This is a genomic window from Candidatus Vicinibacter proximus (genome assembly GCA_016713905.1).
In the GTDB taxonomy this organism is placed as follows: domain Bacteria; phylum Bacteroidota; class Bacteroidia; order Chitinophagales; family Saprospiraceae; genus Vicinibacter; species Vicinibacter proximus.
In genome coordinates this window covers 1,358,915-1,375,605 of the sequence record JADJOE010000003.1, presented here as the reverse complement: position 1 = coordinate 1,375,605, position 16,691 = coordinate 1,358,915, and the positions used below count along the sequence as shown (strand labels likewise).

The 16,691-nt window shown below is 36.1% G+C and carries 13 protein-coding genes; 6 read left to right on the top strand and 7 right to left on the bottom strand.

The window, feature by feature from the left end; genetic code table 11:
• Positions 1 to 34 precede the first annotated feature (34 nt).
• Both IPJ83_14040 and IPJ83_14035 read right to left on the bottom strand, forming a co-directional pair.
• Complete coding sequence (locus IPJ83_14040; GenBank protein ID MBK7881666.1) at positions 35 to 1,483, bottom strand: GWxTD domain-containing protein; 1,449 nt, start codon at positions 1,481 to 1,483, stop codon at positions 35 to 37.
• A gap of 1 nt (position 1,484) precedes the next feature.
• Positions 1,485 to 1,838, bottom strand: a complete 354-nt coding sequence (locus tag IPJ83_14035; protein ID MBK7881665.1) for a hypothetical protein — start codon at positions 1,836 to 1,838, stop codon at positions 1,485 to 1,487.
• A gap of 67 nt (positions 1,839 to 1,905) precedes the next feature.
• On the opposite strand from IPJ83_14035, the gene IPJ83_14030 reads away from it, so the two are divergent.
• On the top strand, positions 1,906 to 2,754 hold the full coding sequence (locus tag IPJ83_14030) for an SDR family NAD(P)-dependent oxidoreductase (protein ID MBK7881664.1): 849 nt from the start codon (positions 1,906 to 1,908) through the stop codon (positions 2,752 to 2,754).
• Complete coding sequence (locus IPJ83_14025; protein MBK7881663.1) at positions 2,754 to 4,403, top strand: M1 family metallopeptidase; 1,650 nt, start codon at positions 2,754 to 2,756, stop codon at positions 4,401 to 4,403. Before IPJ83_14030 ends, IPJ83_14025 begins: the two co-directional genes overlap by 1 nt.
• A 108-nt stretch (positions 4,404 to 4,511) precedes the next feature.
• Here IPJ83_14025 and rplS read toward each other — a convergent pair whose 3' ends face one another.
• Positions 4,512 to 4,865, bottom strand: a complete 354-nt coding sequence (gene rplS / locus IPJ83_14020) for a 50S ribosomal protein L19 (GenBank protein MBK7881662.1) — start codon at positions 4,863 to 4,865, stop codon at positions 4,512 to 4,514.
• A gap of 241 nt (positions 4,866 to 5,106) precedes the next feature.
• Complete coding sequence (locus tag IPJ83_14015; protein MBK7881661.1) at positions 5,107 to 7,368, bottom strand: gliding motility-associated C-terminal domain-containing protein; 2,262 nt, start codon at positions 7,366 to 7,368, stop codon at positions 5,107 to 5,109.
• Positions 7,369 to 7,440: 72 nt separating this feature from the next.
• On the opposite strand from IPJ83_14015, the gene IPJ83_14010 reads away from it, so the two are divergent.
• On the top strand, positions 7,441 to 8,034 hold the full coding sequence (locus IPJ83_14010) for an L-threonylcarbamoyladenylate synthase (protein MBK7881660.1): 594 nt from the start codon (positions 7,441 to 7,443) through the stop codon (positions 8,032 to 8,034).
• A gap of 2 nt (positions 8,035 to 8,036) precedes the next feature.
• Here the strand turns inward: IPJ83_14010 and IPJ83_14005 are convergent, their stop codons facing one another.
• The 3 genes from IPJ83_14005 to IPJ83_13995 all read right to left on the bottom strand — a co-directional run bounded on the left by IPJ83_14005 (position 8,037) and on the right by IPJ83_13995 (position 12,056).
• Positions 8,037 to 9,539, bottom strand: a complete 1,503-nt coding sequence (locus IPJ83_14005; GenBank protein MBK7881659.1) for a hypothetical protein — start codon at positions 9,537 to 9,539, stop codon at positions 8,037 to 8,039.
• Positions 9,540 to 9,579: 40 nt separating this feature from the next.
• Positions 9,580 to 11,043: a glyceraldehyde-3-phosphate dehydrogenase gene (locus tag IPJ83_14000; protein ID MBK7881658.1), complete on the bottom strand. Its 1,464-nt coding sequence runs from the start codon at positions 11,041 to 11,043 to the stop codon at positions 9,580 to 9,582.
• A gap of 143 nt (positions 11,044 to 11,186) precedes the next feature.
• Positions 11,187 to 12,056 carry a sigma-70 family RNA polymerase sigma factor gene (locus IPJ83_13995; protein ID MBK7881657.1) on the bottom strand — a complete coding sequence of 290 codons (870 nt, stop codon included), beginning with the start codon at positions 12,054 to 12,056 and terminating at the stop codon, positions 11,187 to 11,189.
• Positions 12,057 to 12,274: 218 nt separating this feature from the next.
• On the opposite strand from IPJ83_13995, the gene IPJ83_13990 reads away from it, so the two are divergent.
• The 3 genes from IPJ83_13990 to IPJ83_13980 all read left to right on the top strand — a co-directional run bounded on the left by IPJ83_13990 (position 12,275) and on the right by IPJ83_13980 (position 16,648).
• Positions 12,275 to 12,649, top strand: coding sequence for an activator of HSP90 ATPase 1 family protein (locus IPJ83_13990; protein MBK7881656.1), 375 nt, complete (start codon positions 12,275 to 12,277; stop codon positions 12,647 to 12,649).
• Positions 12,650 to 12,727: 78 nt separating this feature from the next.
• Positions 12,728 to 15,361, top strand: coding sequence for an AAA family ATPase (locus tag IPJ83_13985; GenBank protein MBK7881655.1), 2,634 nt, complete (start codon positions 12,728 to 12,730; stop codon positions 15,359 to 15,361).
• 72 nt (positions 15,362 to 15,433) lie between these two features.
• On the top strand, positions 15,434 to 16,648 hold the full coding sequence (locus tag IPJ83_13980; protein MBK7881654.1) for a porin: 1,215 nt from the start codon (positions 15,434 to 15,436) through the stop codon (positions 16,646 to 16,648).
• Positions 16,649 to 16,691 lie beyond the last annotated feature (43 nt).

Here is a 16,691-nt window from a genome sequence, read left to right as displayed (position 1 = left end):
ATAAGTGATCTGATTTTCTGACAACAACAAGTTCTTATTCTTCAAAGTATTCTCTGGCTCTTCTACTAAATGTTCTTTTTACGCCTGTTGCATCAAACGGGTTTTCCCCTTCATATTCATCATTAACTTTTCTGTATAACTCAAGTTCCCATTTTTCGTTTTTCCTTTCCCCATATGCATTGCAGTGAAGTAACCTGTAATTGCTGCCTCCAAGATCAGAATTGTAAAAAATGAATTTTACATTATTTTGTCCGGTCTTTTTAATTTTGTCATATTTCCAAATTTCATAAGGAAATGCTCCACTATCTTGATCTTCTTTAAATACTTCAATTGGTTTTCCATACCTTAGGTAAATTCTCGCACGGTCTGATTCAAATCCTCTTCCAAACCCTGATCGAAACATCTGATCCACTTTTCTTACTTCTTCCATATACATGGAATATGCATAATAGGCAGAATCTGCATAGTTTTCACGCCAATAACTATACAGATAGTTCCGCTTTTCTGCCAATCGGTTATTGTTGATTAAATAATCAATAAAGCCTTGTTCATTACTCGAAATAATCGGGTAAAGTGATTTTAAGGAAATGTATACACTGTCATCTGAGAGTTGACTAAAATATTGCTCATCCTTTTTTGAAGCATAGCTCAAATAGATTAACTTATCCCAAAAAGGATTGTATCGATCAAATTCAGCAGCACTTGAATCATAGATAAAATCATTCCTGTCTATTAAATAGACTTTTAAAAGATATTTGCCTGAAGGAATTTGACTAATGTCTCTTGTATTTAAAATGATATCTCGCTCTTTATGGTCTTTGCGGTAAATCCATTCATCCACTAATTTATTATTTGAGTTACTATCCAACTCGAATAATTTATATTTAATAAAATAATTTTCCCTTTTAATCTTATTGGTGTGATAACTTTCCAAATAAGTATATAAGACATTTTGATTCCTGTCTACAAATTGATAGGGTAGGGGTTCATAATAAAAGCCGTTTTTTGTATTCATCAAACTAGTGTCTTTTGTATTTCGACAAATTGAAAACAATTGAAGGTCTGATAATGCAACGCTAATTTGGTAATCAGGAACATCAACTGAGGATAAGAGGGTGATCTCTTGTGAAGAATTTTGAGCATCATAAATGGTGCTTTCCAATAAGTAGTTACCAGGAGGTAATGGCCACCTAATTACATGTATTAATGGTTTTCGTTGGTGATACCTTGGGCTTTCCAGATGCAATTTTTCAGCTTTAATGATCTGGGAACCTTTTTTTAAAAGTAGTGTCAGCCCTATGCTGTTATGAAAACTACTGTCAGAATAATATGTAGATTTTAGTCCTGTAGTGGGTAAATAATAGACTACTTCGGTATAATGAACACCATCTATATAAAAATTGTAATGTTGGACGTCCGCATTGATTCCAAATGCATTGTTTATATTCAATAACATTAACCAAAGACACAATTGAATTTTCATACTATTCCTTTACCATGGTAAACGAAAATAAAGTGCCTTTGATGGTAGCTTGCAGGGTTAAAGTATTGTTTTTTTCAATTTTTGCCTCAAATTCAATTCTTTCTGGTTGTAATTGAATGATCTTTTTTTTATTTAAGTCAAAAGGGGTCTGAAGTTCTGATCCCATGTAGTTAGTGGTTAGAACTTTGTCTTTAAATATGAAATATGCTCCATTTAGTGTTTCTGTTTTTTTTGAATTTCTGGCAGCATTGATAATATTCCATTTTCCATGGAGAAAATCAACGGATAAACTTGGCTCAGTTTTACATCGACAGAAAAAGAATGTAATGAAACAAAAAATGGCAATCCGGCCCATATTCCTATAATGATTATCAAAGATATTACTATTTTGGCTTAAATAGAATTCTTAAGTTATGAACCTCATGAAATCCATATTAATTACAGGTATAAGTACCGGTATTGGGCATTACCTGGCTCACCAGTTGTGTCCATATTTTAAAGTTTTTGGAACGGTTCGTACAGATATCGATAAATCCAGACTGGAAGCGGAGGGCGCCAATTTTGAAATCATCATCATGGACATTTCAGATCCCGATTCTATTGCATCAGCATTCGTAGAATTAGGACTAATACTTCAAGGTAAAAAGTTATATGGTCTGATCAATAACTCTGGTATTGCAATTCCTGGTCCGCTGCCATATCTTTCAATGAGTAAATTTGAATACCAATTGAATGTCAATGTAATTGGTCAATTGAGAGTAATCCAAAAAGCCTTTCCGTTTTTGTTAAATTCCGCATCCGAGGGATCCAGAATAATTAACATAAGCTCTGTTTCCGGAATGATAGGAGCCCCATTTTTAGGTGCTTATGTGGCATCAAAATTTGCATTAGAGGGAATGTCTGATAGTCTGAGAAGAGAATGTGCCCTTCTTGGCATAAAGGTTATTATAATTGAGCCCGGGCCCATTAAAACACTGATTTGGCAAAAAAATCTTGGAATTGCAGATTCATTCAAACATACTCCATTCTACAAATACATGGAAAAGGCCGATGAACTCATAAAAGCCACTGAAGAAAATGCACTACCTTTGTCGGCTATTAAAAAACCAATTTTAAATGCACTTCAATCAAATAGACCCAGGAACAGATATGTTGTGCATAAAAAGCCATTGTTCGTTAGGCTTGCGGCATATTTTTTGCCATCCAAGTATTTGGACTATATGGTGTTAAATAACTTAAAATCAGGTAAGCATAAAATTCGACCCGTGTAATGACAAAAATCTCCATTTTTTTAAAATTGTTTTTTTGGGCAATAGCCTCTTATTTATTCTGTACCGATAATGCATTCAGTCAAACTTATAGTTTGAAGGATTCCTTAAGGGGGGCTTTACGAACAGAAAGAGATTATAATGTCCTCCATTATAATTTGGATATTAAACTCGACCCGAAAGATAAATTCATCAGCGGAAGTAATGAAATTACTTTTATAAGCAGATCTGCCCTGAAGGAGATCCAAGTTGATTTATTCGAGAATATGAAGATAAATAAAATCACCCTTGGAAAAAAGTCATTAAAATTCAGAAGAGTTTTTGATGCTGTTTTTATTGAGTGTCCATTGAGTCCTGAGGAAAACGCCAAGATTAAGATAGATTTTGAAGGTCATCCATTAGTGGCAAAAAATGCACCTTGGGATGGTGGATTTGTTTGGAAAAACGACAGTGTAGGGAACCCATGGATTGGAGTTGCTTGTGAGGGGATAGGGGCAAGTCTTTGGTGGCCTAATAAAGATCATCTTTCAGATGAACCTGAGAGTATGGATATTTGGATAACAGTGCCAAAGGATCTCGTTGCTGTTTCTAATGGAAGACTTATTGGTACTGAAAAGTCTGGAAAAAAGGATGTGAAATACCATTGGCAGGTTGGATACCCGATCAATAATTATAATGTGACTTTGTATGTTGGAGATTATGTAAATTTTAAAGAAGAATTTACGACAATTTCAAAGGAAAAATTGCTCTTAAATTACTTTGTACTTCGCCCAAATCTAGAAAAAGCTAAAGAGCATTTTAAGCAAACACAAAAAGTACTGGAATCTTTTGAGCATTATCTTGGACCCTACCCATTTATAAAGGATGGATATGCACTTGTAGAATCTCCATATTTAGGTATGGAGCACCAAAGTGCCATAGCATATGGCAATAAATTTACAATGGGGTATTTGGGAGGAAGAATTCCTGGAGAGTTTCCAGTGGATTATATCATACTTCATGAAAGTGCCCATGAATATTGGGGCAACAGTGTGTCTTGTACAGATCATGCAGAAATGTGGATTCATGAAGGTTTTGCTACCTATATGGAGAATCTATATATAGAATACTTGTATGGCAAGGAAGCCGCACTGAGATATCTTGAATCCAATAAAAAGGCAATTAAAAATGACAAGCCTTTACTCGGGCCGAAATCGGTTAATTACACAGATAATCCAAGGGATATATATTCAAAAGGAGCTTGGGTACTCCAGTCATTACGTTATGCTATTGGCAACGACAGTATCTGGTTTGACATATTCAGGACCTTCTACAATCAACACAAATATGGTTTCGCAGAAACCAAGGATTTCGTTGATTTGGTGAACGTTAAAACCCAAAAGGATTTTACTCCCTTTTTAAGGCAATATTTAAAGTATAAGGAATTGCCGAAATTGGTATATTCTGTTAGCGTAAGGGATAATTATACTCAAATCAAATACAAACTGGACTGCTTGGAAAGAGAGTTTTATGTACCAATTGAATTCAGTTTGGATGGAAAGAAAATCAAACTGGAGCCTAAAAACGAATGGAAGTACATAGAGTTTAATAGAATCTTCAAAGAGGTTAAACCGGTAACCAAAGAAATATTGTTGGATGTTGAAAAGGTATAACTGTAAACCATTGTTATAAGGTTCAACAACTATCTCCGTGAAATACTTTAGCAAGCCTGAACTGAAGTCAAACTGTCCTGGCTCTAGGTATTAGAACCGAAAATGAAATTATTTTGAAATGTTAGCCTCTTTGATTCTGGCTTTCTTACCGGATAATCCCCGGATGTAGAATAACTTAGCCCTTCTTACATGGCCTTTCTTCACAACCTTTATTTCCACTATGTTTAGAGAAGAAAATGGAAAAATACGTTCAACACCAACACCATTTGAAACTTTACGCACTGTGAAGGACTTGTTTTTTCCTTCTCCACGAATGTTGATTACATCACCCCTGAAATCCTGGATTCTCTCTTTGTTACCTTCAATAATTTTGTAACTAATTACTATGGTGTCTCCGGATTCAAAACTGGGAATACGGCTTACGTCAAGTAATTGATCTTCAACATATTTTATCAAATCCATGGCTGCTAATTTTAACTCTTCGAAAAAGAGTTGCAAAGGTAATTAAAAAGAGATAATAATGGTAAGAAATCTTCAGAAAATGTAAAGATTTTAGCCAATTTTAGAGTAAAGATTTAAATAATTAGGCCGGGTAATTTGATGGCTGATAAAAGAGGGTGTTTTCCCAAAGTCTAAAAAAATAATTATATATATTATAAATCATATATATAAAATATTAAATAATAATATCTTAATCTAAAAATTACCTTACCACAGTGGCGAAACCCTTAAGGTACACGATCTTGCCTCTGGGTTCTTTGTATTGGATAACATACACATAAACTCCTGGTGGAACAAAATCTCCTGAACCATTTACCCGCCCATTCCAGCCTGTTAAAGGATCGCTAGAATTAAAAAGTTGGGAACCCCATCGGTCCCAAATACTCATTTGAAAGTCTTGAAGTCCTTCTATATAACCAACGCCTACGAACTCCTCGTTTTTACCATCTCCGTTCGGGGTAAAAGCATTGGGCAGAAAGTAAGTCACCTTCGGCTCCACATCAATAAAAATGGTTAGTGTGTCTGTACAACCATTAGGCCTGGATACAATTTGACTGATTTTTTGTACACCGGTATCCTTAAAGGTATATTGTGCATTTCGGTCAAATAAAATAAATCGATCGTTAATCAGATATTTTAAAAATTCGGCACTTTTGGACTGATCTGTAAGATTGACTTGTTTTTGGAAAGTACTCAAACTTTTGGGGTTATAATCAAATCCTGCAACTGGACTTTCTATTACGTTGATCCAATTTGGGTAGGATGCCATAGTGTAACATCCTATTGGCGACGTGATTTCCAGTTTTATAGAATATATACCAGGGTCTTTAAAAGTATGACTAGGAGATATTTCCTTGCTGGTTTTACCATCTCCAAAGTCCCATAGTATATCATAACTTTCATCAATAGGAACCGACAAATTTTCAAAAAAAACAGATAGAGGGTTACATCCTGTAAAAGTATTTGGGTTGATTATCAGCAGAGGAGGTACTGGATAGTAAGAAAAATCTTTGATGATCGAATCTTTACAGCCACTAATATCCCTTACTACTAATTTGGTGGCTTTAATCCCGGGAGTATTAAAGATATAATCGTGATTCTGAAGAAAAACTGATTTATTTTGCTCTAAAGTCCAGATCCAATCAGTCATTTGGCCGGAGCCGGTGGTAGATAGATCTGTAAATCTTACAGCCCCGGCAATACATGTATCGTAATTATATGTAAAGTCCGCATGAATATCTGGTAGGATATTAATGGTAATGTCCGCAGAATCTGTACAATCCAAAGCGCCCTTATTCAAAATGAGTTTGCCACTATAACTTCCAAGTCCAGGGAAGGTAACAGATGCATTTTTTGTATTAAAGACTTGGGTTTGTCCATTAATTAAAAATTCCCAATCATAGGTTTTAATGTTGGATTCGATGGTACTTTGATTGATCAAATTTACAGTTAAATCCCCACAGGAATTCAGGATGTAACGATCATTAGTTTGAACTGAATCGGATTGCATTCTCGCATTAAGAGTATTTTCACAGGTTATTACGTTAAACTGAAAATCTCTTCTTACTGTACTCAAAAGAACTCCATTCCTGTATTCTTTAATGCAAACCCCGACCACAAATTGGCCTAAAGTGTTAGGTGTACCTGTGATGAGTCCGGTCAAGGGATCTATACTTACCTGAGGGTTTCCACCAAGTGGATTCAATGCTGTAAAAAATGGAGCTCTGAATTGCACCAATGTGAATGGAGGAGGGCAGGCATTTGGATTTGGTGTCACCCCATCACAATCTTCGGGTCTTCCGCCAGGTCTTCCTTCAGCTGAACCTTGTTTGCCTCCTGCCGAACTAGGCGCACAAAATTCATAAGTTATAATATCTCCTTCCTGATCAATAGCGGAATGATCATAATTTAGTGGTCTCCCTTCACAAATTATAATGGGGGGGAAACTTTTGAATCTAGGGCTATTGTTACAAATTTTTTGAGCTTCAGGACTTATGTCAATGGTATACGCGGCTCCCTGATCCCCTGGGTTGATAATGTTTGAAATGGTTTCGTTCCTGCAACATCTTTGGTAGGCAATCGTATAGGTATTTTGAATAATTGGTAAAGTTGCTGTAAACTCATATATACCTTCTTCCACACAAACAGAGGGTGGCGTAATAATACATGGATTTTCTGACGCCAATCTTCTGGAAGAAATCAAAGGAACAGAATAGGAATTTACAAATCTGAAATTACTATTAGACAATTTTTCATAAATACCTAGCTTGGCTGGATCATCCAGTATGGCACCCTGACTGATGCAATCCCTGTAAATTTTCAAGGTAAACTCGTAGGTTGCAGTATTATTGGCTAAATTGACACTAAGACAAGAATAATAGATCTCACCGCCAATAATGTGTTTTGCACACAACGCACCAAAATTTAAGAAAAGGATTGCAAAAATCAGATAAGATCTACCCATGGAGAATTTGTAATGCATTGATAACGAAAAAAAACTCCTTTTGATTAAGTAAAAATATCTTTTTTTTGCAAAATGGTAAACTCTATATTCAGCGGTCCATTTGATAGTGAGAATGAAATCGCCCAAATTGTGGAAATTCTTAACAAAGGGGGGCTGGTAATCTTGCCAACAGATACGGTTTGGGGAATTTCCTGTGTGCACGATAATAAAGATGCTTTAGAACGATTGATTAGTCTAAAAGGAAGACCTGATACCGAAGGATTTATTCTATTGGTGGATTCTATTGAAATGTTGAAAAAGTATTCACCACGGATTCATCCAAGAGTAGAAACTCTCCTGCAATACCATAAACAACCACTAACCCTTATTTCATCTGCGGGTCCTGATGTTCATCATTTGGTAACTGCTTCTGACGGAACTGTGGCCATTAGAGTATGCACTGATCCATATTGTTTGGAAATAATATCAAGGCTGGGGAAGCCAATTGTTTCGACTACAGTAAACAAAATAGGTCAAAATGTCCCTGCTTCATTCCACCAATTGGATTCATTTTGGATAGAGAATTCAGACTTTGTTTCCTATCATAGGAGAGGGGAACAAATTAAAAATGTTCCTAGCGTTATGGCAAAATTTGATGAATCAGGAGAATTGGAATTTATCAGATAAAATCAATCTGCTGAAATTTCCATTTTCGCTTTTTCAAATACCGGATCACTTAATAGTTGGAGTCTTTGCATCGCTTGTGTACCAAACATTAACTCGGCTAAAATGAATTTACAATGCTCCTTAATTTGATTTGTATTCAATGAATTTATTGCAGGCTTAATATGATTTGCAAGATAGCCATCTATCTTTTGATTCACTTCATTGTTTGAAATATTTTCTACTTTTCCACCAATGGCAATTTTTAGTTCCTGGTAGTGCGAAAGAATTATTTTTCTTAGCAATAAATCCATGTCATCTGATAATTCCAGATTGGTGTTTTCATTTTCAAAATTATAATCTGGGTTCAAGCCATTTGCTGAAACATATTTGTAAGTTGATCTTCCAAAACTGTCAATAAGTGGACTAAAAGGACTAAGCCAATTGGTGATGGAATCCTTATTGTAAGTATGATAAGGTCTTTGAATACAACGTCCAGAAGGAAATAGAATTCTGGAAGTTGCCAAAAGAATTTGTGACCCATCTGCGAGGTTAAATGGCTCGAGTACGGTGGCTTTTCCAAAGCTAGGATAGCCCATCAATTTTGCAAGCTTTAATTCTTGCATTGAACCTGCAATGACTTCAGCCGAAGATGCAGTATGTTCATTGATCAAAATAATAATTTTATCCAGCTTAAAAAAAGGCTTCCCTAATGAATTAAAAGATTTTTTTTGACCAGATCTGTTTATAGTCGAAAAAAGTTCAACATTTCGAATTGGGACCAATTGATTTAATATGTCTGCTGCAATATTCAATAATCCACCGGAATTGTCTCTGAGATCAAATATTAACCTTTTCCTGCCTTGATTAAAAGTATACTGTTCGATTTGATCCATAAATTCTCTGTACGATCGCTCCCCAATAGAATTTAATCTCAGATAGAATATATTTTGATCAATTGGAAAAACAGGGCCGAGTGTACTGTTTTCTAAGTTTTCCTTTTTGATTTTTTTTACAAAGACGTCCTCACTAGCTTGTTTTTTCCATTTAATTTCGACTTCAAAAGAATTTGATTTAGTTAAATTTTCAGGTTTGAAATCTAAATCATCGCTTTGGATTCCATTGATGGATAAAATTTCATCCCCGGGTTCAAGACCTGCAATATCCGCAGGACTGTTTTTAACCACATTATTTGCCAACCAAGATTTTTCGAATTCAAAAAAAGTTAATCCAACGCCATGAAAACCTCCATCCAAATCATCCAAATATTCCTGAACCTGGTCCGCTGGAATGTATTCTGAATAGGGATCAAGAGCCAAACACAATTGTTGGATCATATAATCTGAAGCCTCATTAATTCTTAAACTGTCCACATACCTTGAATCAAGATAAGACAATACATCAGTTAGTTTTTGATTCGCGGAATAATGAATTGAATTGGAATCTTTGGTAGCTTTATTTTTTTGCTCCGGCAGTTTTAATTTATAACCACCATACATACCGATAACAGCACAAATTGCTAGGAGCAAAGGTTGATATTTAAAATAGGGAATATCTGATTTTTCCATACTAATAATAAGTATAGCGCCTTACTTGGGCTACATATTTGGCAAGTCTTACCACTTGGCAGGTATATCCATATTCATTATCATACCAGGCATAAATGGTTACTGTTTTCCCATCGTTGCTCAAAATGGTGGAAGGAGCATCAATTACGGAGGCAACAGTTGATCCTACTGCATTACTAGATACATATTCGTTCGAATTGGAATACTGAAGTTGTTCAACCAATTCTCCAACCAATGTTGCTTTTCTGAGTGTAGACAAAATTTCTTCCAGATTGGTCTCCTTGTCTAGACTTAAATTAAGTATGGCAAGTGACACATTCGGTACTGGGACTCTAACCGCATTTCCGGTTAATTTTCCTTTTAGATGAGGAAGGACTTTTGCAACTGCAGATGCTGCTCCGGTACTTGTTATGACCATATTTATTGGCGCACCTCGGCCTCTTCTTGGTTTTTTATGGAAATTGTCCAATAGATTTTGATCGCTGGTATATGCATGAACTGTTTCTATATGTCCCTTCGTTATTCCATAATTATGGTCCATAACTTGAATAATGGGTACAATGGCATTTGTGGTACAGGAAGCGGCACAAAAAATATTTTCCTTTTGAGGATCTACAATATCTTGATTGACGCCAACTACAATATTTGGAATATCCTTGCCCGGAGCGGTGAGTATAACTTGTGCGATTCCAGGTCTAAGGTGTGCGCTTAGTTTCTCTTTCGTATCCCACATTCCTGTGTTGTCAATCAATAATGCATTTTTAATACCATAATCTTCATAATTGATTTCTGAAGGTTCATTTGCAAAGATCATGTGTATAATGTTACCGTTAATTTTAACCAACGACTCCTCATGAAAAATCTCAATAGTTCCGGGAAAATTTCCATGTATGGAATCTGTTTCAAGAAGGGACATTCTTTTGAAAATTTCCTCCTTCCGTTCTTTCATACTTGGTCGTATCACAATTGCTTTAAGTAAAAGCTGTTCCCCTCGACCGGTCGAACTGATTAACCTTCTAGCCACCAATCGACCAATCCTGCCGAAACCATAAAGCACAACATCCCTATGCGGATCCTTGTCTTTTTCAGCACCAATCCCCTTCGAAAGTTTATTTCGGATAAAATCTTCCAACTTATGATTTTCATTTTTATCTGTTTCCCATTCAGCGGCTAATCTGCCAATATCTATTTTAGATGGATTTAAATCCGGGATATGTGAAATTACTTTAACTATAGAAAGGGTTAAATCTACCGTAATGGGTTTGTCGATATAATTTTTTGAAAAAAGATGAATATTGATGATTTCAGATGGTCTAATGTCAAAAAGATCCCTTCTGAAGAGTACAATTTCAATGGAACGGTCAAAACGGAGTTCACCTACTAGTTTGCTGAGTTCTAAAGCTTGTTTTTCTTTTTCACGCCATTCCTGAAGAGCGGATTGATGGTCCAGCGGATTTGCATTCATTTTAAAAATTTTTGCAAAGTTGACAAAAAGAATTCAGGCAAAGGCAAAATCCTTCAAAATATGTCAAAAACAATTTAAAGAAATCGCTCTTAAAATTATAACGAATGGGATCAAATTATGAGCTATAAACCTAGGCCGTATCCTTAGCTACCTAAATATTGTTTTAACAATTTACTCCTTGTAGTGGAGCGTAACTTGTTGATGGCCTTATCTTTAATCTGTCTAACTCTTTCACGGGTTAATCCAAATTTGTCACCGATATCTTCCAATGATTCCGGATGCTCTACACCGATACCAAAATACAATTTGATTACATCAGCTTGTCTGTCTGTCAAAGTGCCAAGAGCACGTTCTATTTCTTTTCTAAGTGAATCCTTATATTCTAGTACAGAATCTGTGGCAGGTGTGCTGTCATTTTCTAAAACATCCAGCAATGAATTGTCTTCTCCTTCCACAAATGGGGCATCCATGGAAACGTGTCGTGCTGCAACACCTAAGGTTGTCTCAACCTCTTCTGTAGGAATCTCAAGGACTGTTGCCAATTCTTCGGCAGAAGGTTCCCGCTCAAACTCTTGTTCCAATTCAGAAAATGCCCTGTTAATTTTATTCAACGATCCAACCTTATTCAAAGGAAGTCTTACAATACGGCTTTGTTCAGCAAGCGCCTGCAGGATGGATTGACGTATCCACCACACAGCATAGGAAATAAACTTAAATCCTCTGGTTTCATCAAAACGTTGGGCAGCCTTAATAAGTCCCAGATTTCCTTCATTGATCAAATCGGATAGGGATAAACCTTGGTTTTGGTATTGCTTTGCTACTGAAACTACAAACCTCAAATTTGCTTTTGTCAACTTTTCCAGAGAAATTTGATCACCTTGTTTGATTTGTTTGGCCAATTCAACCTCTTCCTCAGGAGTCAGCAGGTCAACTTTTCCTATTTCTTGTAAATATTTTTCAAGAGATTGACTCTCCCGATTAGTAATTGATTTGGTGATTTTTAATTGCCGCATGGGTAGTTGTAAGCTTCTAAGTTATTGATAAACAATTAATTAAATTAATTGTTATCATTTTTCAATTGAAATAAGTCACGAAATTACACCGAATTAGTCATTTTGAGACCATACTGATAAATGAAATCTCAATAAAAAAAGTTCATAAAAACATAAAAAAATAAATAAACCATTTAATATTGCCCGAAATACATCAATCCCACCAATAAAAAATAAACATGGCAAGAGTTCAATTTCAGACAGAATTTATGTTCAAGGCCTCTCCATCGATTATTTATCTTTTTGTAACACAACCAACTACCATCATTCGTTGGTTTTGTGATAAGGTGGATAATGTGGGAGACCATTATACTTTTTCATGGGATGGTGACACAGAAGAGGCAACTCTGATTGTGGACATCGAAGACGAAATGGTTAAGTATCAGTGGGTAGATCGGGAGGAAGAGTTTCTTCAATTCAGAATTTACAAAACGGACATTACCAATGAAACCATATTGGAGATTACGGATTTCTGCGATGACGATGAAGTCCAGGAACAAAAAGACATATGGGAGGTTTATATTAAGAAGTTTAAAACGTTCTGTGGAGGATGATGTGATCAATTGTTCCTAATCCTGGGTCAATCGTTATCCTTTTTTAAAACATAACTGTTGCACTAAAATTTGATGCCCATGGAAGAATCAGTTAAACCTCCGGAAAGTAAGAAGTACAAATTTAAAGAGTTAAAGGTTTATTCCTCAACTGAGTGGCTTGCGGACAATAAGAAGAAGTATCGACAGGTATTCGATAGGTTTGATGTCACTTATATTTATGCAGAATTATCCTTTTACAATAAGTGGTTTGATAGGGATTTCTGGGAAGCCAATTTTGAGTTAAGGTGTTTCTGCCTGATTAAATCAAAAAAAGAAGTTTGTAATCTAAGTTTTAAACGAAACATTTCTAAATATGATCATCTGGTCTATATAAGAGAGGGTTGGGGCAATAAAAAGGAAGGTTCGTTTTGGAAAAAAGGTACTTATTATTGGGAAGCCTGGGTAGATGGAGAAAAAATCGCCACCAAGTATTTTTATGTAGAAGATCCGGGGATGGCTCATGATGTAGAAGGAAACCCTTATGTAGAGCTACAAAGTCTTCGGTTGTACGAGGGGCCTTTTGACGATATTCCGGAAAATGAACGTACTTATTTCACTTCTTTCAATGGAGAAGAAACTCGTTACATTTATGCAGAGTTAATTTTAAATAATAAATGCACTCAGGCAAATTGGCAGTGTGAGGTTTTTATCAAATTTCATAATGAGGCCAGAGAGCTCAAAGGCCAGTTGGTAAGATTGGTACCGGTCCGTAGAGAAGAAGATAAAATCTTTATTACTGCTGGATGGGGAAGTAATGTCAAAGGCTCCTGGTGGGATGGTATCTACACAGTAGAGATTGTTTTCATGGAGGAGTTATTAGGCATGATGTCCTTTGAAATTCAGGACGAATTTGTTGAGGGTGTTCCAATGATTACTTTGCCGCATTCTGCGGAGCCAATCTTACTACCGGATTTGGAGAGTGATTATAAGAATTTTGAAGAGGTTTTGGCAGAGTTGGATAAAATGGTTGGATTACAAGAGGTGAAGAAAAAAGTAAGAGAGCATGCACAATACATACAATTTCTAAAATTAAGAAAAGAGAAGGGTATCGCGGAAAAAGACCAGATCGTTCTCCATACAGTTTTTTTTGGTAACCCTGGTACTGGTAAAACTACCGTAGCAAAAATGATGGGGCAGCTCTATAAAAAGATGGGCGTTTTGAGTAAAGGCCATGTTTATGAAGCAGATAGAGCCGAACTTGTTGGAGAGTACATTGGTCAGACAGCCCCAAAGGTTAAAGAGGTGATTGAAAAAGCCAGAGGAGGGGTTTTATTTATTGATGAGGCATATGCCTTGGCAAGGACTAACGATGATTCAAAGGACTTTGGTAGAGAAGTTATTGAAATTTTGGTCAAGGAAATGTCAAATGGTCCGGGAGATCTTGCTGTGATCATGGCTGGATATCCGAAAGAAATGCGTTATTTTTTAGATTCTAACCCGGGGTTAAAAAGTAGAATTAAACTGTACTATGAATTTCCGGATTATCTGCCACAGGAGTTATATCAGATTGCAGAATATGCTGCAAAGGAAAAAGCCTTGATATTTTTACCTGAAGCTTTAGAGGCTTTGCATCATTTGATTTTAAATGCCTACCGAGATCGCGACAATACTTTTGGTAACGCCAGATTTGTATTTGATTTGGTGGATAAAGCCAAAGTTAACCTTGGGATTCGAATTATTTCAGCTGGAGAAACAGATAACATCGAAGTAAGCAGTTTAAGTGAGGTGAGTCTTGAGGATGTAAATGGTATCCAAATTGAACCACATAAACAAAGACCTAAAATACCGGTCGATTCCAAATTATTGGAAGAAGCTTTGGCAGAATTGAATTCATTAATTGGAATATCTCAGGTAAAAAAAGACATCTATGATTTAGTACAAATTGTTCAATACCTTCAAAGGGCAGGCAAGGAAGTGCTTAATCAATTTTTTTTACACACTGTTTTTCTTGGCAATCCTGGAACTGGAAAATCAACCGTCGCACGAATTCTTGCTAAAATTTTCAAGGCTTTAGGAATTTTAGAAAGAGGCCATATGGTTGAAACCGACAGGCAAGGTTTAGTTGCAGGGTACATCGGGCAATCAGCGATAAAAACTGCTGAAAAAGTGGAAGAGGCGATAGGTGGTGTTCTATTCATTGATGAAGCATATTCTTTGACTCAAAACACTTCGGGGCAGGGAGATTATGGTGGTGAGGTCATCCAGACTTTATTGAAAAGAATGGAAGATCAGCGTGGGTTGTTTTTTGTCTTTGTTGCAGGTTATACGGAGCCAATGGAGCTTTTTCTAAAATCAAACCCTGGATTAAATAGCCGATTTGACAGAATTCTGAAGTTCGAGGACTATAATCCTCAAGAGCTGATGGACATTTCAATAAAAATGTTTGCAGATCAAAATTTTACTCTTCATCATCTGGCCCAGGGACAGTTGTTGAATTATTTGGAATACATCTATGCAACTAAGGATAAGTATTTTGGCAATGCCCGTACAATTAGAACCATTGTACAGGAGATCATTCGATATCAAAACATCCGATTATCTCAAATGTCCACAACAGAATGGGAGGGTGTGGATAGAAACATGATATTGTTGGAAGATTTAAAAGACATTCACCCTGAAAATGACCGAAGAAAAGCTTTTGATAAACCAAGGTTGGGATTTAGAAAAACTTAATATTCCCTTAATATTGGGTTAAATAATTTTGCTCTGAAATTGTCATTCAGGCAATTTTATTAAAGTGTTGAAATGAAATACAGATTGCTCTGCACAATCTTATTGTGCACTCTATGGGGCTATTCCTATGCCCAAATGATGGACACCACTGCAAAACCAGTTTTAAAGCATAGTCCAAAATGGTTTGAATCTATTCAGTTACGAGGCTATGCTCAGGTCAGATACAATCGGCTATTAGAGACGAATCCAGATCTTAAATGCGAACAATGTGATAAATCCTGGGGAGACAAGGGCGGTTTTTTTATACGTCGTATGCGTTTAATCTTTTATGGACAGATACACAAGCAAGTTTATTTCTATGTGCAGCCAGATTTGGCGAGTAGCGTCAGTACAACAAGCCTACATTTCGCACAAATACGTGATGCATACTTTGATGTTGGCGTGGATAAGGAAAATGAATTCAGATTTAGGATTGGACAAAGTAAAGTCCCTTTTGGGTTTGAGAATATGCAGTCCAGTCAAAATCGCCTACCTCTTGATAGAGCCGATGCATTAAATAGTGCTGTTTCCAATGAGCGAGATCTAGGGGTGTTTTTTTATTGGGCTCCTAAAAAACAGCGTGAATTGTTTTCATCCTTGGTTAAAGATGGCTTAAAGGGATCAGGAGATTATGGGGTATTTGGTTTTGGTGCTTATAATGGACAAACTGCCAACAAACCGGAGTTGAATGACGAACCTCATATTGCAGCAAGGGTAAGTTACCCTTTCAAATTTAAGGGACAAATTATTGAACCCTCCATTCAGGCATACTCTGGAAAATTTGTAATCCCATCAGACCAACTTTCCAATGGGGTTAAACGAAACAAGGATTTGTCCTATCTTGATCAAAGGATAGCGGGAACTTTGGTTTTGTATTCGAAACCAATAGGGATTCTTGCGGAATACAATTTTGGTAAAGGTCCTGAGTTTAACAAAGAAACAGATTCCATTGAAGTGCATTCGCTTCAAGGAGGTTTCGTTACCTTGAATTACATGCTTAAAAGTAAAACTCAACTAATTATTCCTTTCCTTAGATATCAATATTATGATGGAGGTAAGAAACACGAAAAAGATGCAAGATCTTATGAAGTAAATGACTTGGAATTTGGAGTTGAATGGCAGCCGTTTAAAAATTTCGAACTTGTAGCTATGTATACGATTTCAAAAAGAAGGTTCGAGGATTTTTCATTACAAGATAATTATCAGAAAGGAAATTTGCTGAGATTGCAGGCGCAAGTGAATTTTTAAGTGTTTAAAAGCACAAGTCCATTCCGTTTTTTATTTCGGCATA